General features: G+C 31.5%; 18 protein-coding genes and 1 pseudogene. 14 read left to right on the forward strand and 5 right to left on the reverse strand.

Going from position 1 to position 20568, the window contains the following annotated elements; all coding sequences use genetic code 11:
• Positions 1-363 precede the first annotated feature (363 nt).
• Positions 364-906 carry a hypothetical protein gene (locus QO200_RS17285; protein WP_371542676.1) on the forward strand — a complete coding sequence of 181 codons (543 nt, stop codon included), beginning with the start codon at positions 364-366 and terminating at the stop codon, positions 904-906.
• A gap of 257 nt (positions 907-1163) precedes the next feature.
• A complete protein-coding gene (locus tag QO200_RS17290) occupies positions 1164-4487 on the forward strand; it encodes a reverse transcriptase domain-containing protein (protein WP_371542678.1) in 3324 nt (1107 codons plus the stop codon).
• 787 nt (positions 4488-5274) lie between these two features.
• On the opposite strand, the pseudogene QO200_RS17295 reads toward QO200_RS17290, so the two are convergent.
• Positions 5275-5655, reverse strand: a pseudogene (locus QO200_RS17295) (transposase); the annotation flags it as partial.
• A 222-nt stretch (positions 5656-5877) separates the two neighbouring features.
• Here QO200_RS17295 and QO200_RS17300 point away from each other — a divergent pair.
• Together QO200_RS17300 and QO200_RS17305 are read left to right on the forward strand one after the other, a co-directional pair.
• Positions 5878-6951 (forward strand): serine hydrolase domain-containing protein, encoded by a 1074-nt coding sequence (locus QO200_RS17300; protein ID WP_371542681.1) that lies wholly within the window; start codon positions 5878-5880, stop codon positions 6949-6951.
• 164 nt (positions 6952-7115) lie between these two features.
• Positions 7116-7667 carry a peptide-methionine (S)-S-oxide reductase gene (locus QO200_RS17305; RefSeq protein ID WP_371542684.1) on the forward strand — a complete coding sequence of 184 codons (552 nt, stop codon included), beginning with the start codon at positions 7116-7118 and terminating at the stop codon, positions 7665-7667.
• 99 nt (positions 7668-7766) lie between these two features.
• On the opposite strand, the gene QO200_RS17310 is transcribed toward QO200_RS17305, so the two are convergent.
• The gene (locus QO200_RS17310) at positions 7767-8642 is read right to left on the reverse strand and encodes an EamA family transporter (RefSeq protein WP_371542687.1); all 876 of its coding nucleotides are present in this window, start codon (positions 8640-8642) and stop codon (positions 7767-7769) included.
• Between the two features lie 808 nt (positions 8643-9450).
• Here QO200_RS17310 and QO200_RS17315 point away from each other — a divergent pair.
• From QO200_RS17315 to QO200_RS17355, 9 genes are all read left to right on the forward strand, one after another.
• The gene (locus QO200_RS17315; protein ID WP_371542689.1) at positions 9451-9831 is read left to right on the forward strand and encodes a hypothetical protein; all 381 of its coding nucleotides are present in this window, start codon (positions 9451-9453) and stop codon (positions 9829-9831) included.
• A gap of 163 nt (positions 9832-9994) precedes the next feature.
• The gene (locus QO200_RS17320; RefSeq protein WP_371542691.1) at positions 9995-10465 is read left to right on the forward strand and encodes a hypothetical protein; all 471 of its coding nucleotides are present in this window, start codon (positions 9995-9997) and stop codon (positions 10463-10465) included.
• A gap of 353 nt (positions 10466-10818) precedes the next feature.
• Entirely contained in the window at positions 10819-11325 is a 507-nt protein-coding gene (locus tag QO200_RS17325) for a hypothetical protein (RefSeq protein WP_371542694.1), read from the forward strand.
• A 529-nt stretch (positions 11326-11854) separates the two neighbouring features.
• Positions 11855-12037: a hypothetical protein gene (locus QO200_RS17330; protein WP_371542696.1), complete on the forward strand. Its 183-nt coding sequence runs from the start codon at positions 11855-11857 to the stop codon at positions 12035-12037.
• Positions 12038-12445: 408 nt separating this feature from the next.
• Positions 12446-13546, forward strand: a complete 1101-nt coding sequence (locus tag QO200_RS17335) for a histidinol-phosphate transaminase (protein WP_371542698.1) — start codon at positions 12446-12448, stop codon at positions 13544-13546.
• Positions 13547-13587: 41 nt separating this feature from the next.
• Entirely contained in the window at positions 13588-14562 is a 975-nt protein-coding gene (locus QO200_RS17340; protein ID WP_371542701.1) for an alpha/beta hydrolase family protein, read from the forward strand.
• 809 nt (positions 14563-15371) lie between these two features.
• Complete coding sequence (locus QO200_RS17345; protein ID WP_371542703.1) at positions 15372-15560, forward strand: hypothetical protein; 189 nt, start codon at positions 15372-15374, stop codon at positions 15558-15560.
• Between the two features lie 314 nt (positions 15561-15874).
• Positions 15875-16555, forward strand: coding sequence for a hypothetical protein (locus QO200_RS17350; RefSeq protein WP_371542706.1), 681 nt, complete (start codon positions 15875-15877; stop codon positions 16553-16555).
• A 265-nt stretch (positions 16556-16820) separates the two neighbouring features.
• Positions 16821-17039: a hypothetical protein gene (locus QO200_RS17355; RefSeq protein WP_371542709.1), complete on the forward strand. Its 219-nt coding sequence runs from the start codon at positions 16821-16823 to the stop codon at positions 17037-17039.
• A gap of 579 nt (positions 17040-17618) precedes the next feature.
• Here QO200_RS17355 and QO200_RS17360 read toward each other — a convergent pair.
• Positions 17619-18230: a PAS domain-containing protein gene (locus QO200_RS17360; RefSeq protein ID WP_371542712.1), complete on the reverse strand. Its 612-nt coding sequence runs from the start codon at positions 18228-18230 to the stop codon at positions 17619-17621.
• Between the two features lie 106 nt (positions 18231-18336).
• Between QO200_RS17360 and QO200_RS17365 the strand changes: the two genes are divergently transcribed.
• Complete coding sequence (locus tag QO200_RS17365; RefSeq protein WP_371542714.1) at positions 18337-18603, forward strand: tyrosine-type recombinase/integrase; 267 nt, start codon at positions 18337-18339, stop codon at positions 18601-18603.
• A gap of 250 nt (positions 18604-18853) precedes the next feature.
• Here the strand turns inward: QO200_RS17365 and QO200_RS17370 are convergent, their stop codons facing one another.
• Both QO200_RS17370 and QO200_RS17375 read right to left on the reverse strand, forming a co-directional pair.
• The gene (locus QO200_RS17370) at positions 18854-19078 is read right to left on the reverse strand and encodes a hypothetical protein (protein WP_371542717.1); all 225 of its coding nucleotides are present in this window, start codon (positions 19076-19078) and stop codon (positions 18854-18856) included.
• Positions 19060-19908 carry an IS110 family transposase gene (locus tag QO200_RS17375; RefSeq protein WP_371542718.1) on the reverse strand — a complete coding sequence of 283 codons (849 nt, stop codon included), beginning with the start codon at positions 19906-19908 and terminating at the stop codon, positions 19060-19062. Before QO200_RS17375 ends, QO200_RS17370 begins: the two co-directional genes overlap by 19 nt.
• Positions 19909-20568: the final 660 nt, after the last annotated feature.

Here is a 20568-nt window from a genome sequence, read left to right on the forward strand (position 1 = left end):
ATAGAAAAGGCGTCTTGTAATTGCATAATCTTCGTTTTTAGTACTCTCAAAGTTATGCTTTTACATTGATGCTTTGAGCTAGCTGGAATTTAGTGGAATTATCGTTTCGCATCAAGTTTTCGTTAAACCGAAAATTGAGCGGTTACGATTTTCCAGCCATCTCAAAGTGGCATAACGTTACCAGACACCTTTGAAAAACGTTGCCTGAAAAAAGACCTGAAAAACTTTGATTTATCAAAGAAATGTAAGGAACAGTTAGTATTCTAACATTCGATAAAAAAAAATTGTAGCGGGGGAAATTAGCCGAACAGATACCCAAAAAAGATAGTAGGCAATCAAATTTATAACTCAAATTATATAAAAATGAAAATCAATAAAATTTTATTCATTGCAACTTTATTAGTTACGTTTGCTTCAAATGCTCAAATAGACAAAGGAAATTGGATGATGGGTGGTACTGCAGGATTTGGAAGTTATAAAACAATAGCCGGTGGAAGTAGCAGTGAATCTTCAACTTCTTTAGGAATTGCACCAAATATTGGATACTTTTTCATTGACAAACTTGCTATCGGAACGGCTGGGCAATTCACTTATCATTTTCCAAAGAAAGATGGTACCCGCACCATTAGTTCAAATAATATAGCCCCATTTATTAGATACTACTTTTTACAGAAAGAAAAGGAAATAAATATTTTTTCAGAAGTACGGTATGAAATTATGAGAATGAATCATAGTGATTATAAGGCAGATACATTTTTAATTAAAGCTGGGACTGTGTTTTTCGTGAATAGTAGTGTTGGTATTGAAGTTGCATTAAATTATTCAACTCAAAAAACTACTCAAAACTTTGACAATCGAGGCATATTTTTAAATGTAGGCTTTCAAATACATTTAGAGAGAGAATGAAAAAATTGAAAACGTAAAACATAAATTCTTATTATTTGGAAAAACTACCAAAAAAAAGAGAAAATTATCAACCTAAAAAGAAACCCATAAAAGGCATCTGGTAACAGCTGTTTTGATATAGCTGGAATTTAGTGGAATTACCGTTTCGCTTCAAGTTTTCATTAAGCCGAAAACTGAGCGGTTACGAACTTCCAGCCATCTCAAAGCAGCGGGGCGTTGGGCTTCATACAGAAATACTACCTTAAAAAAAGAAAAATATGAGTTTTGAATTAGGAGAAATTAAAGATGCTTACAAAAGATTAAAAACTTATATATACTACGACAATACTGATATTATATTAAGAAGAAAATTAGTCGAATTTGAAACTAATTTAACTAAAGATTTCAATTCAATTTTTCGAGCAAGCGAAAAACCTTACCGAACAGATGATGAATTTGATATATTTAAAAATGATTTTGGAATCCCTCAGTCAGTCGAAAGTAAATTACAAATTTTCACAAATGAATTAAATAGTTATAATAATTCAAGTGAATTTTTTGATTTTTTTTTGAACAAAATTGATGCAAATTTTTATCCAAAGAAGTATGATCAAATTGAAAAAACAGACAATTTCATCACCAATAAGAGAGTAGAAAAAGAGTATCCAATAAAAAGACTTACAGCATTTATAGATGCACCAATCGAAATACATCTAATATCTATTCTTTGGACTATCAAATATGGAGTTCATATAGATTCTAAACTTAGTAATAATTGTATAGGCAATAGATTACTATTAAGCAAAGACAAGAAAAATATTGTTCACGGTTCTGGTTTGTTCAAACCTTATTTTAAACAATACCAAAAATGGAGGGATGATTCTGTGAATGTTGCACAAGAATTAATAAAAAACGAAAGAGATGTTCTTTTTCTAAATTTAGATATTAAAGATTATTTTCATTCAGTTAGAGTTTCTAATGATCTGATTTACAAAGAAAGTAAAACTCATTATACTAATGGTCATACAAATTTAAATAGACTGTTCTTAAAAATTCATCATATTTACACAGAAAAACTATCCACGGAATATAAACAACCATATGATTTCTCAAAAGAATTAAAACGTAATGAAAACAATGAGCTTCTTGAGTTTATATTACCTATTGGTCTTTTATCTTCCTTTGTACTTGCAAATGATTATTTGAAAGATTTTGATAAAAGAATTATTGAAAAATACAAGCCTGCATATTATGGAAGATACGTAGATGATATATTGCTTGTTCTTGCAGACCCAAATCCAAATTCACATAAAGAAGAAGAAAATGAAGATTTTAAATTTTCGTTTAAAGAATATAAAGCGGGAATTAAAAAGAAATACAATGAACAAGAAAATATACATTACAAAATTTCATTTGAAGAAAAAGATTTAAATGAAATTGAAAAATATGTTATATCCAATCTTAGCCCATTAATTAATCTTGTTGATTCTCCTTTTTCAGATGACTTTAGTAATTCAAATGGAAGGATGTTTAAACTAAATGGCAAAAAATCTTTGTTTTGCCAAAGTGAAAAAACACTACTTTATTACTTTGATTCAGAGGAATCAGATATGGTAATAAATAAGCTAAAAAAAGAATTAGAAGAAAGGACAAGTGAGTTTAGAGATTTACCAAATCATAATAATTCTTTAAGTGAATTTGAATCTAGTGCTTATCATTTAGAATATAATGGAACGGAAGGCAAAATTAAAACGCTACAAGATTATAAAGAGAATAGATATGGTTTAACTTTATTTCTTTCAAATCAAATATTTAGTTCTTTAAATCACGAACGAAATATTTCTGAAAAAGAAAAAAATCAAGTACTAAAATTTTTTAAAGGTTCTACTTGCCTCGAGTTTTATCGATTATGGGAGCGTATTTTTACTTATTTCTTGGTTAACAAAGAACCACAATCCTATATTGATTTTTATATCCATTGTGCTGAACAAATAGATAATATTGGTAAAAAGGATATTGACTTTATAGAAAACACAAAAGTACAATATTTGAATGTTCAAGAATCAATGGCAGAATATTTAGATTGCGCACACGAATTGACAATATCACTAAACCCTATGTTTCTTAGCCAAAATAGAGATATAGAACGCCATTTTGAATTTAAAACTAATGAATTATCTAATTCTTTGTTGGTCTATTTTATGTCTAATAAGGAGGTAACGAAATCGAGTTCAGTATGGCGAAATAGATTTAGAGAGACAAATATGATAAGACATCAATATGTCTCTACTCCATTGTTAAATTATACAAAAAATTCCAAAAAAGGTTATAGTAATTTACTAAATCTTAAATTTGACGTTGAATCATTTGAATTAGATGATGAATTAATAAAAAACTCTCCTAGACCAATAAAATATTGGGAATGTTGCTTTGCATCAACTTTTACTGAATTATCTAAATTTAATAACTCAAAAACCAACAAACAAGACGAATATCATTACACAGATATATTAGGTCCCAAAATAACTAATGAAAAAGATGATTTAGAGCAAACCATAAAGTTAAAAGAAGAATATTATTTGGATTATGCTTTTGAAATATATTTGAAAGGTAATTCTAATCATTTGCCTCATTACGTTTTAGAAGATAAGAAATTAAAATCTAATTTTTTTAACATTGTAAATAGAGATAAAAATTTAGATAATAAAAATCAAATAAAGGAATTCCGATTTGATTCAAAGGATAAAATAAAAGAGCCTAGCATATCTTTTGCAAATACGGAAGTAATTGAAAGTAATATTGTCGGTGGAGTTAGAAATGAACCTAATTTATCAATAGAAAGATATCAACGTCTTGCATCAATTTTAAATCAAGCAAGAAAAGAGAATTCTGATATGATATTGTTTCCTGAATTTTTTATTCCCGTTAATTTGCTTTCAAGCTTAGTTAGATATTCACAAAGAAACCAAACATTAATCATAACTGGATTAGAGCACATAATTTCCAATAAAACTGCATTTAATTTTGTTGCAACTATAATTCCCATTGAGGTTAATGGTATTAAGGATGCAACAGTTGTATTTAGGCTTAAAAATCACTATGCTCCCGTAGAGGAATTTCTAATTACTCAGAATCATTTAACCGTTCCTAAACCTAGCATAAGTAGATACGATATTTTCAATTGGAAGAACTTTTATTTCTCAGTATTTTATTGCTTTGAATTAGCCGATTTAGAACATAGGAGTTTATTACGTAGCAAAATTGATTTATTAATTGCACTTGAATGGAATAAAGATACTCCGTACTTCTCAAACATAATCGAGGCTAGCTCAAGAGATTTACATTGTTATGTTGCTCAAGTCAATACAAGTCAGTTTGGCGATACTAGATTAACTCAGCCAACAGAAACTGCTAGAAAAGATTTATTAAGATTAAAAGGTGGGATGAATGATGCTATATTGGTTTCTAAATTAAATATCCCTCAACTAAGAGAATTTCAACGCAAAAGATTTAATGCATCAAATAAAAACTTTAAGCCTTTACCTCCAAATTTTTCAGTTGAAGAAGTATTAAAAAGGATTAGAAATGAAAATATAACATAAAGTACGAAAGCCCAACAGCTGTTTTGATATAGTGGGGTTTTAGTGGAATTTCCGTCTCGCATCAACTTTTCTGCAAAGCAGAAAGTTGAAAGGTTACGAATTCCCCACCATCTCAAAGCAGCGACACGTTGTGGTTCAATTTGGTATAAATCGAGAAAACGGAATCTGCTCCAATTGAAAACCAAATTTGCTTAATAATCGAAATGTTGAAACCAAAAATTTGTCGGTAATTAATAACGCTGAAACCAAACTTTGCGGAAGTTGGAAACGCTGAAAAGCCAAACTTTGCGTAATTTCAAAACGCTGAAAAAACCAAACTTTGCGGAAGTTGGAAACGCGGAAAAGCCAAACTTTGCGGAATTTCAAAACGCTGAAAAAACCAAACTTTGCGGAAGTTGGAAATGCTGAAAAGCCAAACTTTGTCGAAAATTCGAAATGCTGAAAAACCAAACTTTGCCGAATCTTGAAACGTTGAAAAGCCAAACTTTGTCGGAAAAGAGAAATGCTGAAAAAACGAACTTTGCGGAATTACGAAGCGCTTAAAATCATTGTTTGTGCAAAAAATCGAAACCACAACACTGGTTTTGTGTGATTGCGAGTTTAGTAGTAAATTCACGTTTACGTTTCGCAAGAAATTTTATCTTTAACAGAAAATAACCGGTTACGAACTTCCAGCCATCTCAAAGTGGCATAACGTCAGGCTGTGAAAAAACCTCCTTTTCCCTTAATTTCACAAATAATACATACTCATAAACGGCAATATAGTCGTTCTACTGCAAGCTGTTTTTTAGGCAGCAAATTGTAGCTCATTTTTAATAATGGCTTTATAAACCCTAAAATAGTTCGTTATACAGACAAAACAAGCTTTTGCTTTGTAGGGGTAGTTCCATTTTTTGAGTTTGGCAATTAAATCAGCCACGCCCAGTATATTGACCGAGCGTTTTATGTTGTATACCAGCATAATTAAACTGTGTTCCCCATTTACTTTTTCGAGTCCCGTTAAATTAGTGTGATTATAACCCCATTGTCTTTTTATAGTACCGAATATATGTTCGTTTATCTCTTGTCGTGTTCGGTATAACTGTGGGTTTTCCTGATAGCGTTTGTTATTTTCTTCGACACCTTGCGCGTACTCGCTCCGATCGATTTCTCTTCCTGCTGGTCTAGCGGTACAAAGGTGTTTTCCGGTAAAATAGTGACTTCTAAACTAGTAAAAAATAGCTGGTTGCGAGGAGTTCCTGTGATGTGTTGCATCATTAAATATACAACTTTTCTTGCTTTAATATTCTAAATATACATTATATTTGAAAGAACATAACGGCGGTTTTTTCACAGACTGACGTTGGCAGTAATTGTACCGCATAGTCAAGAACTTAACTAATAAAAAAACATGAAAAAAATAACGTTTTTACTTACCTTTTTTGCATTAAGTAATTTTACTTATTCACAAGTCGACAAAGTTGATGATGTAATAAAAAACATAATGCAAAAAAATAGAATTGTTGGTTTGCAATTAGCAGTAATTAAAGATAATGTGATTGTTAAAACAAGTTATTACGGACTAGCATCAGTTGAAGATTCGATTGCAGTTGATAGCCAAACTATTTTTAGCATCAATTCTATTACTAAATCATTTACAGGAGTAGCTATTATGCAATTAGTAGAAAATGGTAAATTAAATCTTGACGAACCTATTTCAAAATATTTGGATAAGCTCCCTAAAACTTGGCAAAATATTACTGTAAAACAAATAGTGACCCATAAATCGGGGCTTCCTGAAATTTGGGACTCACAAGGAAATTTGTTATCTGAAAATAGTGAAACTTTATTACAAAAAATAAAAGAATTGCCTCTTATTTTTAAACCTGGTAAAGAATTTAGAGACAGTCAAGCGAATTACCTACTGCTTGGAATGCTTATTGAAAAAATAAGTGGACAGTCATTTGAAAAATTCATTACTGAAAACCAGTATAAAAAAGCGGGAATGAAGAATTCCATCAAAGCTGGGATAGGCGATTTTTACAAGATAATTAAGCACTCCGCAAAGCCCTATTCTTATTTTAGAAATAATATTCTAACCAATGTGTATCAACCGATACCTTCAAATTTGTATCCAGCCGGTGGAATCTATTCAACGGCAACTGAAATGGCACAATGGGTAATCGCATTACAAAGTAATCAATTAATTAATGCCGAAAATCTAAATACGCTTTGGACTCCAATCCGATTAGATAATGGAGAAATATATCAAGAAAACGGTTTTCTGAATCAGAGTTCGATTGGTTTTTATTCCTCTTCAAGAGAAAAAAATCCTATAATTGCTTCGCTCGGTGGTAATAGAAATGCTTTATACATTTATCCAAAAAATAATATTTCAGTAGTGATTTTGACAAATTTAGTGGGTTCTCGTCCTGAAAATTTTATAGAAGAAATTGCGAATTTATATTTGGCGGAGAAAAAATAACGGCGGTTTTTTCACAGACTGACGTTAGCCGCAATTCCTCTCTTCTCCAAAAAAAATAATTACTTTAAGGAAACGCTTTTGCGGAAAAATTTGAATAATTTGAAAATCAATAAACAAAAAACTGATTTTCATAACATTAAAAAAAACGTTACTCAGAATTAAAAATGACAAAAAAAGAACAATTAATTGAACAAATAGTATCAATGGAAACGATATATATTGCAGGAGGCTGCCTTTGGGGTGTACAAGAGTTCTTAAAACACCTACCTGGCGTACTTGAGACCCAAGCCGGCAGAGCTAATGGCTTTACGAAATCTACTAAAACAGCCTATGATGGTTATGCCGAATGTGTCAAAACAACCTTTGACTCTAAGGTTGTTTCAATTGAAGATTTAATTCATTACTTTTTAGAAATCATTGACCCATATAGTATCAACCAACAAGGAAACGATATAGGAGAAAAATATCGCACAGGTGTCTACTGCGATAATCAAAATCACTTGCTAAAGGCAAAAAATTGCATTAGGAAAGTAGAACAGACACTAAATCATAAAAATAAAACAATAAAAGAGATAGCTATTGAAGTGCTTCCTTTAACAAATTTTATCCCAAGTGACGCAGAACATCAAGATAGATTAACCTTACACCCAAAAGACTACTCTTATTGCCACATTCCTTTAGACTTACTGTATAAGTATAAAAAAAGTAGCAACTAATATTTAGATAGGTGTCTAGAATTTCGTCAAGACTGTAATTTAAACTAAGAATAGAAAAGCCAATCTTAAGCAGCCTTCCTATTCCTAATTAACAAGAACTTAGCTATTCTTATATGTATTTCTTTTATTTACGTATTCATTAAGCGCAAGAGAAGCGAAAATAAGACTACCACCAATTAAAATCTTCTTAATATCTGCCTCTTTATTCCATATAACAAGGTTGACAATTAATCCTACTGGAATTAACGCATTATTCATAATCGCTAACGAGCCTGTATTTACCTTAGTAACACCTTTGTTCCAAAAAAAATAACCTGCACCTGAAGCCACAGCTCCCAGGTATATTATTATTGCCCACTGAACTGATGTAGTTGGCATCTTTTCTGTTGAGCCAAGAATGGAAAAAGCAATTAGTGCTACTAAAAACGCACCAATAAAGAACAATCCAAAAATAGTATGCTTAGGTGTACTTTCTAATTCAGGTGTAGATTTTAATAAATACTTGTAAGCAACTTGACCAACAGCAAAGCAAAGGTTAGCACCTTGCGTGATTAAAAAACCTAAAAATACGTTTTCACTAATGCTTGAGTATTGAATATAAGCAGCTCCTAAAACAGCTATTAAAGCAGTAAGTAGATGTCTTTTATGAAATCGCTTACTTAAAATGTCATTTAATAAAGTAATGTAAATTGGTGTTAATACACTAAAAAGTAACACTTCAGGCACAGTAAGAAATCTAAACGACTGAAAGTAAAAACAATACATCAAACCTAATTGAACCGAACCAATTGCGGTAAGTCTGAAAATTGTTTCTGCTTTAATTCCCTTCAGCCTTAAAAAAGGCAAAAATATCATTGTAGCGATACCTATACGCATCAATACTAAAAACCATGCATCAACATACCCAGAAAGATATACACCAATTAAGCTGAACGAAAAAGCCCAGATAATAGTAACGCCAAATAAATACCTCATAAATTAATCATACATCACTTAAAATAAAAATTCTTTACTTAAAAACGAATGTATAAAATTATCTAAATAAAGACAATGAACTTTAATTAATACTTTAGTTACAATTAACAAAGCGCTAAAAAAAGAGTCTCTATTGAATGTGATGATAGAACAAATAAAGTTTTTTTTCAAGGTACTAATAAGTACATTGCTCTATGGTTAATAAGTCACATTTTGACCAAATAACTAATTGTAGTAATACACCTAGCTGCGCTAAGTCTCTTGACTTTGAGCTCTTTTAAAAATCAACTTCTAAGATACAATCACAATTAAGTCTTCAGACTTTAAAACTATGTATTGCTGCTTTTACTTTACAAAACCATTCCAATATAAAACCTCTAAAAGTCAGGAGACTTTATATCGTTTCCACTTAAATCAAATTACAAAAATTACGCAAAGTCAGGAGACTTTGCGCAGCACTTTAGAGCACTCCCCTGCAGCCTGCTTCATCATTCCTCTTTGCCGCTGCAGGTCAAGCTGTCCGTTGCAATCTTTTATTCCGCTTCGCTTGGTAAAAGGATTTCCACTGCCGTCCTTCACGCGGAACGAAGTGCTCGGCAATATAAAGCTTTTTGACGATTTATAAGATAAATAGCATATATTTGATATTGACTAAAGTCTGACTCTAGTAAGACCTATCCGCCCTAAATTGGGGCAATAGGTCTGATTTTATAAGACCTATATAAGAGTTAGCAATAATATTAACTAAAAAAAATGAAAAAAAATACACTTCAATCAATTACCATTTAAAAACTGGACATCAATTTTAATGTTAATTTCATTGGTTTTTATCATTATCGGTAGTTTTGAAATTATTGACTTTGAATATAAAAAAACTAATAAAATTTTAGCTTCAATTGGTTTTCTTTCCCAAGCTATATACTACAGTAAAATGTTTTGGTATAAAAATTATGTCGAATGGAATAAAATCGGGATGAATCTAAAAATAAACAGAATAATTGCGGAATCGATTAAATTTACTGATGTCCAAAAATTAGAATTAGACAAAAATAATTTAATAATAATTCAGAAATCAGGACGCAACAAAATATTTGAAATAAATAATATCGAAATTAGTGATTTGGAAAAACTTCTGAAAATAATTAGACAAAATAGCGGAATTGAAAGCAGTGAATTCTCTACAAATTGAAAAAAACAATAAAATACTATTGCTAACCGCCATTTGAGCTAGCTCGAATTTAGTGGAATTACCGTTTCGCATCACGTTTTCGTTAAGCCGAAAATTGAGTGCTTACGAACGCCCCACCATTTCAAAGTGGCATAACTTTGTACGAAACCAGACACCAGAAACTATGAAAAGAAAATCGTTCCTCTTAATTTTATTAGTTGTTAGTTTACCTGGATGTAGTAAATCAAACAGTCTTGAAAAAAAATTCTTCAATAGTTCTCACGATTGTTGGGTTGTTTACAGTCAAAACCAACCTAGTTATACATTTTGGAAGTTTAACAACAATAAAACTTCAGATAACTTATCAAGAGATGAAAGTGGTACTTTGGAAACTTTTAATATTGATGGCGATTTAGTAATTGGGCCAAAAAAATGGCAAGTTAGCTCTGATAGTATACTTAGTTGGGGAATGCATAAATATGACGTAATAAATGCAAATAAAAATTTAATTGTTTTAATGTATGAGGAAAATGAAACCCATAAGCAAGAACATATTTTTTTAGTAAAAGAGAATAAGTCTACATTGCGAAAAGGCGCTTATTATTTCGAACAAAAAAGGCTGAAAAATCCGCAAAAATATATCTCTAGTAATTAACTGGCTACGTACATCACTTGCTACAATAGATTTGGGCATTTGGCTTAACGGGAAAATGATTTTGTATTTTAGAGTTTTGTGACAACCGAAAGACAAATCTTAATTTAACCCCTAATCACTTGTAGCAATGGAACGTTAGGGGTAATGGCAACAGAGAAATTCCGGTGGAATTTACGCTGGCTTTTTTCATAGGTTTATGACTAAAACTGTGATTTAGAAAAGTGAAGTCTTGCAAAATAGAAAACTAAAAGTTACATTTTCTAGCAGAAGGTGAAAAAGCAAAACCGACAAACGAACCTTGCGAACGCTTTAAAGTTAGCAGAAATTTTAACACAACATTACAAATAAAAACAATGAAACAAATTTTACTTTTTTCCTTATTATTTTTAGGAAATTTAATGTCTGCTCAAAAAAAATATGATCAATTTTATATAAATAATAAAAATGATACTATCAAATGTGAAATTATTAATTTCTCCAATAAAAGGGTAAATGTAATTGCAAACGGAGCAAAAATGCGTTTGAGTCCAAAGCTAATTAAATCTTTTTCATCATATACCTCTAATGGATATAGAACCTTTACTATTTTAAAAAATGATTTAAATAACTTCTATGAAGCAAATATTATAGGAAAAATATCATTTTATAAAGTTTATACAAGTAATGGCTATAATGGAATTTTACCCGTGATGGTTAAAAATGATAAAATTGTTTATTTAAATGTATTAAATCCAAGAAATAGAATTGCAGAATTAATAAGTGATTGCCCAAGTCTTTTAAAAGATTGGAATGAAACAGAAAATTATAAAACATCTGATAAGGAAAAAATTGTAAATGCATATAATCGTGATTGTGAATAAAAAAAATTCTGCTAACAGCCATTGAGCTAGCTGGAGTTTAGTGCAATTACCGTTTCGCCTCAAGTTTTCGTTAAGCCGAAAATTGAGCGGTTACGAACTTTCGGCCATCTCAAAGTGGCATAATGTCAGGCTTTGAAAAAACCTCCTTTTCTCACAATTTCACAAATAATACATACTCATAAACGGCAATATAGTCGTTCTACTGCTAGCTATTTTTTAGGCAGCAAATTATCGCTCATTTTTAATACTGTCTTTAGAAAGTCTAAAATAGTTCGTTATACAAACAAAACAAGCTTTTGCTTTGTAGGGTGAGTTCCGTTTTTTGAGTTTGGCAATTAAATCAGCCACGCCCAGTATATTGATCGAGCGATTGATGTTGTATACTTTAACCCCAAACCTCGCGAAGCCTGGGAGACGTTGCCATTCATTGCGGAACGCTTTTTAACTGAAACGTAAACATTTACATTTTGTAACATTTAACTATAATTAGTACACTAATAAAAAAACCATAATCTAATAAAGTAATAATATGAAAACTCAAGAAAGCGAATTTTTTATTGATAAAATGATTTTGAAGTACCAATCCCTGTCAAAAAAGGAAAAATCAATTATTAATTTATGTTTAGGTGTGTTATTAGTTTTATTCATAATCGGAAAAATCTACAATGGTGGAGAAGTTATCGGAGAGTTTTTATATAACATTAGTCATTAAATTTTACAGAATTTAAAGCTTGTTTAACAACTGAAATCTGAATTGAAAAACCAAAACCGAATTGAATACGGAAATTAAGCTGTTGCGGAATTACTCACTCAAACGGAATTGAAAATACTTGCTGATTCAAAAACGGACAAAACGCAATCAAAAGCAAATCTAAAATTGGAATTTGATTAAATAATTTTAACTCTGAAAAATCAACGAAATGGCAACAGCAATTTTGAGCTAGCTGAAGTTTAGTGCAATTACCGTTTCGCATCAAGTTTTCGATAAGCTGAAAAATGAGTGATTACGAATTTTCAGCCATCGTAAAGTGGCGAAACCTGTATGCTGCTTTGCCCAGCTACAAACGCAAATCAGTATTAAATAGAAACTTTAAATTTACAATATTTAAAAAAATACACTATGAGTAATAGACGAAATTGGTTAAAGCAAACAAGTTTAGGTATTGTAGGTTTAGGTATTATTCCGTTTGAGAGTTTTGCAATTCCAATAAACGAAAATAGCATTAACGAAAAAAATATAAGTCTAATTCAGTTAAGGTCAAACGAAAATCCTTATGGCCCATCAGTTTTGGCTAGTAAAGCAATGAGAGATAGTGTGAGTGTCAGCAATCGCTATGATTGGGATTTGTTAGACGAACTAATAAAAAAAATTGCCCAAAAACATCATTTAACTTATCAAAACATATTATTAGGTGCCGGCTCTTCTGAAATTTTAAATTTAGTTGCTTTGTTTTGCTCAAAAAAATCAGGAAATTTAATTATTGCAGAAACTACGTTTGATTATTGGACAATAACAGCGGAAAATGCAGGTCTTAAAAAAATTGCAATCCCATTAACAGCAGATAAAAAACATGATTTATCTGCAATGTTAAATGCAATTGACACTGATACGAAAATGATTTATATATGTAATCCTAATAATCCAACTGGGACTATTTGTGCAAGTGAAGAACTTCTAAATTTCATAAATGAAGCCACAAAAAGAACGAAAGTTTTAGTAGATGAGGCTTACCTAGATTTTACCGACCAACCCTCACTTGCAAATCTTGTAACGGAGAATAAAAACTTAATTATTGCCAAAACCTTTTCTAAAATATATGCCTTAGCAGGTTCACGTATTGGATATGCAATAGCACATCCTGATACCATTAAGGAAATAAGTCAATTGCAATTTACCGCAAATGGTAGTGTAAGTGTTGTCTCGGCTTCAGGAGCTTTAGCATCATTAAAGGATGATAAATTTGTAACAGATACGATTACATTTAACAATGAAGTAAGAAAATATACGGTTGATCAATTAGAGAATTTAAAAATACGTTGTATTCCGTCGCACGCAAACTTTGTCTATTTTTCATTAGAGAATTACAACAAAGACTTTTTTGAGCAATTAAAAAAGAATAATATTCAAGGAACTAAAATTTATGAAGAAAAGGGGAAATGGTCGAGAATTACAATTGGCACAATGAAAGAAATGAAACAATTTATTAAAGCATTAGAGTAAATATAAAAAACAGCATACAAACGCCGTTTAGCAATAAAACTATGAAATACATTAAAACATTAATCATTTTATTAGTCTTCACTAACTGTAAGGCTCAAGAAACTAAGATTCTTCTCAAACAAAAATTAATTTCTAATTTATCTAATACACCAATATATCAACATCTAACAGAAAATGTAGACGGTCAAATTAAATGGAAAGAAAATTTTAAATATTTAGATAGTATTGAAATTTTCAGCATAACATATTTAAGTGATGGCTTGAAAATAAATGGTCTTTTAGTAAAACCTAAAAAAGATGGGAAATATCCTTGTATAATTTATAATCGTGGCGGTAATAGTGATTTTGGAGCTTTAGTAATTGCCAACGGAGCAATTACTCTTGGTCAAATTGCAAAAGAAGGTTATGTTGTAATCGCAAGTCAATATAGAGGAAATGCAGGAAGTGAAGGAAAAGAAGAATTTGGAGGCAAAGATGTAAATGATATTACTATACTTCCAAAAGTATTAAAAGAAATAAAAGAAGCTGATACTGAAAAAATTGGAATGTATGGCTGGAGTCGTGGAGGAATGATGACATATATTGCTTTAACAAAAATGAAAGAGATAAAAGTAGCTGTCGTTGGAGGAGCAGTTTCAGATATTTTTAGCTCAATTAAAGACAGACCCGAAATGGAAACTGATGTTCTATCAGAATTAATTCCCAATTATGCAGAAAACAAAGAAATAGAATTAGAGAAAAGGTCTGCTATCAAATGGGCAGACAAATTCCCAAAAAATATTCCGATTTTAATGATGCATGGAAATTCTGATTGGAGAGTTAAACCAACACAAAGTTTAAACCTTTCTTTAGAATTTGAAAAAAACAGAATTCCTTATAGACTAATAATGTTTGAAGGTGGTGATCATGGAGTTTCGGAACACGAAAAAGAAGTAAATGAACAAGTAATAAATTGGTTTGATAGGTATTTAAAGAATAATGAACCATTGCCAAATATGGAATATCACGGAAGATAAAAACGGCGTACAACAGCTGCGTTGATATCATGTGTGATTTTGTGGAATTACCTATTCGCATCCTATTTTCTGCAAAGCTAAAAAATGAAAGGTTACGAACCACATACCATCTCAAAGCAGCAAGACGTCAAACTGTCTAAAAACTTAAAACAAGTCTCTGAGATTTTTATATTTGAGATTTTTCATAGATAGGATTCCAAATACAAAATGTAAAAGCATAGGTTATTAGACAAACTGAAGTTGCAGTAATATTCACCAATCCTGCATAAATTCTAAACAGTTATATATCAAAACGACAAAGTAATTAAACGTTACAGCAAACCCTTAAAATTAAAAATTTCAGTCGAGTCGAATACTGATAAATACGCCACTAACTTTAGACCTAAATAGTGACTACCATTTTAGTAGTGCCATTGGTACTAAAAATGTTGCCAACCGAAGATGAGAACGCTCAACTCGTTTTAATAATGGGATTACAGATACCTCTACAATTAGAATTTTAACACCCGAAAAACGCTGTCTTTTATAAACTTTGTGATTCCCATAACCATAACACACAAATACAACCATAAACTCAGCCAAAACCTTAATAAAAAAAGAATTTGCCTAGGAGAGGTATTTATAACAACAATATTAATGTTACATGTATCTATGTTACCATCTTTAAACCTTTTGAAGTAGTGTTTATTTAAGAAAAAGCTTAACAAGGTATGAAAGTGTTAAAGTTAATATCTTGATTTTAAGACAGTATTAATAAAGTCCCCGCATTTAAATTGTAAACTGCGGATTAATAATTAAAACACTTATATATGAGTACAACATATTTGAATACCAAGTCAAGAGGATTAACCAAAACAGTAGCTGAATTCTCCAAACAAGATGGTCAGAGCAACAGTGAGTACCGTCAATTTATCAAAGAACAAGTGCTGGAGCATAGAAAAGAAGGAATGGACGTATTCAAATCCCCAAGACCAGGAGATGACCGAAACAACGAATAACTTCCTATCCTCAATGGAAAATGGAGTAAATAAAAAAGAAGTAAAAGGCTATTTAGGAAATCTAAATAGCCTTTTATCAATTTATTTAAAAAAGCAATAAAAACCATAAAGTATGACAATTAAATACCTACGAAACTAAAGCTAACACAGTATATAATTTATTGCTAGTCCTCACCTACTTGCGAATCCTGAAGCGAGGGGATGCTGGAATTTACTATCTGTGATTTATTTACTAAATTAGTTGCTTCAATGCGTAACAAAAAATATACCTAACGTTGTACTTCATTATGAAAACACTTAAAAATTAATAAATCATGAAACATCTTATTACAGCATTTGTTTTTGCAGGAATTTTGATTTCTTGTAATTCATCAGACAAAACAAAAAAGGAAAAACAGGAATCCTCTGCAATGGAATCTGAAACAAAAAGTACATCAAATGATATCAATAAACAATTAAAGAATATTGATACTGATGAAGCTTTAATTGCAACAGCATTAATGGCTGCTCCCAAAGAAAGCAGATCCAAATGTAAAGTTATTGGATATAATATGGCAGGTGAATTTGTTACGCTCAAAGAAGGAGATAATGAATTTATTATTCTTGCAGATAATCCCAATCAGGATGGATTTAGTGCCGCATGTTATCATAAAGACCTCGAACCCTTTATGGCGAGAGGAAGAGCTTTAAGGGCAGAAGGAAAGACAGAACAAGAAGTCTTTGCTATCCGTGAAGCAGAGATGAAATCAGGTCAACTTAAAATAACACCTGGGTTGACGCTACAAATCTACTACGGGGCAAAGACAGTGTATGACCCTGCAGCCTCAAAAGTTGAAGGTGCGCAACTTCGCTATGTGGTATATTTACCTTGGGCCACATCAAAATCTACTGGTTTGCCAGAGGTCCCAATGGCTTCAAATCATCCTTGGATTATGAATTCCGGAACACATAAAGCGCACATTATGATTTCACCTTTACCAGAAGGTAGAGAGTAGTCTTGATGAGGAACTATAAGTAATGATATCGCTGATAAAAACAGAACTAAAAAAGAGGAGATAAGCCCCCCCCCCCAAGATAATTTATTGCAAGTTCTAGCTTACTTACTCTACAAGCCAAGCGAAATGGTTGACAGCAATGCGGTCCCGGGAGCTATCTGGCCTATTCGGTCTGTATTTACTAAATTAGGTACTTAAAACACGTAAAAAACCATATACCAAACGTTGGCAACAATTAAAGAAATTTAAACTAAAAATTCAACAGATGGAAAAAATATGGATAATAGCACTATCCCTTTTTTTAATAATCACTTTTGTTTTTTGGAGGGGTACTAGTGCTCATTTCAAAAAAGAATATGGTAAAAAGAGTTGGGAACTATGGGGGACGAGGACTTTTTATTGGCAAGGTGCATTATTAATCAGTGGAAGTATTACAATTCTACTACTGTTTGTTTTTAAATGGGCAAATGTATTGTCTTTTTAGAAGCCTAAAAAACAACTAAGCCGCCAAGACCGTGTTCCTACCTTCGCCGCCTTACGAATCCTTTTGTTCAGCTATAGCTAGCACTAATTTTCTATATTTACTTAGTACTCTTTTTTTTTAAAAGTAATGAGTAGCAATTATAAATTCCACAATGCAGAGTGTTTGTACGTTAAGAGCGCTACAGTTGTAGCATTATCATTAGATGTATTTACCCATAATGATTACCAAAATTTATTAATTGAGTAAATGATGTATCTGATCAAAAAAATAAAGGATTAGAAATTCATACTTGGTGTATTTGCGTTTTAGTGAAATTAAAAAAATTATCGTGTTTTAGTCAATCGCAAATACACTGCTTTAAATTCCCCAACCTAGCAAATTGCCAGACCGTCAAACTGTCTAAAGACCCTTTTAAGAATTATGAGTTACTGCGTTTAATAATAAATGAGTTGAAAAAAAGAACATTGAATCAATCATTACACTCAACCCAATACAGGATGTTTCATAATAACTCAGTTATCAATCCATACAGTTTAATGGTAATTCTACCTAAGAGCCAGAATTATTAAGAAGATTCAATTAGGATCTGCCAATCTTTATAATACTTCTAATAACGTCATCAAGTTGGTTGCAGCTTGCCAATATCATGTCACAAATATTACTGTTATTACTATCTAATAGCGTTTTGTCTAAAAGACCGGTAAGTCCGATTATATTACTTAGCGGCGCCCTAATAAGATGTGATTGTTGAAAAATGATTGTTGCCAAGATATTACTGTTTTTTTCAATCTCTTCTTTTGCCTTTTTTAAATGTAATTCTTCAGCAATATATTTTGTTATATTATATCCTATGCAGTATATCCCGACAGGTTTTTTTTGGTCATCAAACATGGCTTTATATTCCCACTGAGTATATACATAACCCCCATTTCCATCGTGTTTCCTAATTGTCGCCGGAAATAATTTGGTCGGGTTCTCAAAACATTTAGCAGCAACTTCGACGCAAGTATTCATATCGTCGGGATGCATTGTGATATGATAGGGTTGTCCTACAAAATTGCTGTTCACATGTAAAAATGCGTTAGCGTAATTTTCGTTTACATAAGAGTAATTACCATCCATAGCAGTAGTTACCAAATAAAATAAAGCCGAATCATTCAGTAATCCTCTAGTTTCTTCGAAATGTTTCATAACCCATTTTTCTATGCCATAAATATAACAATAAATCCTACAAAGAGCCTCTTTTTAATTCAAAATTAGGCTATCAGCCGATGAGGGCTATTTGCGGGAGAACCATATGGCACTCGGCAGTGTGAAGACAGTGATACGTGATGCCCTAAAAAAGTCAGGTTTAACTAAAAAAGCCACCATTCATACTTTACAGTATAGTTTTACTACCTATTTATTAGAGAGCGACACTGATATATATTACATTGAGGAATTACTAGCACATAGCAGCAGTAAAACGACTGAAATATGCACCGTTGTAAGTACCAAAAGCCTACAACAAATAAAAAGTCCATCTGATGATTCTTACTATTTTATTTATACATTAGTACAATAATTAGCAGCAACTATTATGGCACAAAGCCAACCTAAATTGGATGCATTGGAGATTCTGTGTTGATTTACAATTAAAATATTAATTTATTTTTGTTTTTTCAAAAAAAAGACTCCGAGCAATCTTTAAAATTATTGTTTTATTTATTCTTATAACCCAATATTTTTTATTTTGGGTTTATTACACTTAAAGTTGCTTTTCTTTCTTAATTTTGCCGTTCTAAGGCGGTCAAGAGCCAGCCTGTATAGCGTGTTTATGCCATCTGTGCAGGCACGCTATTTTTTTGCTCCATTCTCTTGGTTTCATATTCTTTGTCATAAGGACGCTTATTCTTGAATATAGTATAAACCATTTCCAAAAGCTTTCTCTGAACCGCTATCAAAGCTTTCATTTTGATTCCTTGCCTAGAGACTATCCTTGTGTATAAATCTCTGAAATTATCATCCCATTTTACTGCAGCTAGTGCTGGTAAATGCATTGCATTGCTTTGCGCAAGTATCTATTTCCGCTTTTTGATATTCGAGGTTTTCCTTTTACCGATGTTCCGGATTGTTTTTCTTTAACATCAAGTCCTGCATAACTTGTCAATTGTCTCTTGCTTCGTATGAGTTCAAAACCATTAGTTTCCGCCAAAATAATAACAGCGGTTAGCTCACCTATACCAGGTATTGTACAGATATTCTCGATCTCGCTTTTTAAAACTACGTCCTTATTTACCCAGTTTTCAATCTCTTTTTTTATCTCTTTCTCTTGTCCACTTAAGAACTTAATTCGAGTGCTAATCCGCAATATACTACTCTCATTAGGCTCAGCTTCTGATTGTTCTGCATGAAGGTGATTTTTCACCATTGTTCTTTCAAACACTATCTGATCACGTTCACGAGTAAGCTGTTGCAGATTCCTATAGATATTCTTTGGACGATGCCATAAATCTAATTTTCTTTCTAACCCAAATTGTGCAATGGCTTCAGAGCAGGTTTTGTCTGTAACGGTTTTATTATCTAAAGTCCGCATATAGTTGCTGATTTTATTGGGTAAAACAACGCAAACTTCACACTCTTTTTCATCTAAAAAATAAGCGAATTTTTGATGGTAAACACCTGTAGCTTCCATGACAAATCGAACCTTTATTTTGTCATTTGTTAACTTTTTTACCCATTCTAAAAGTCCTAAAAAGCCTTTCTCATTATTTCTAAAAACTTTAAAGGCATACAATTCAATTGATAAATCTTCGACCATTCTACCTAGAGTAACTACCAATTCTTTCTGAGCTACATCAATTCCCAATACTTGTTTTAATACTTTCATTCTTAAACTTTAAGGTTGTTTATAAAGTAAAGAATCTCCCTTCGCCTTTTCTCCTGGTTGGATATTCTGGATATTAAGTCTTGCTTAATTCCTTACATTCTGTTCAGACTCTAAAAGATAAAAAAGAATGAGGTGCTATCTATCGGACAATATACTTCTTGAGTTATTTAGCCATCGGTGTACTCTCATTCTTCTTACTCTAAGATTACAAATTTAACGATTCCTTTTCTGAAAGTTATGACTTTACAAACATAGGAGCTATCGGGAGAGTTTTGGCTAATGCCACGATACCAAGCAGATGGACCATACTGATCAAAAAACATAAACCGGTATAAATGAGCTTTTAACCCTATTGTAATACGCATAGATATAGATTGTAAGAATGATATTGATGTAAAGTCAATAGCCTTGAAGTTAACTATTTTCTGTAGCGGCATCGGCGGACAGAACTCGTCTTTCTAATAAAAAAAACATTGTAAACTACTAAAAAACAATATGTTGTATTAAATTAAGCGGATATATCTTCCTGTTAAAAACCCAACTTTCTTAACGTTTGTTCAACTATTTTCGCTACTTTTGAGAGTAATAAAACGCAGATTTTTCACGGACTGAAATTGACAGTCAGTCAAAAAATAAAGCTGATTTCAATACTGCTGTTTT

It is taken from the genome of Flavobacterium sp. Arc3 (genome assembly GCF_041431375.1).
Lineage (GTDB): Bacteria > Bacteroidota > Bacteroidia > Flavobacteriales > Flavobacteriaceae > Flavobacterium.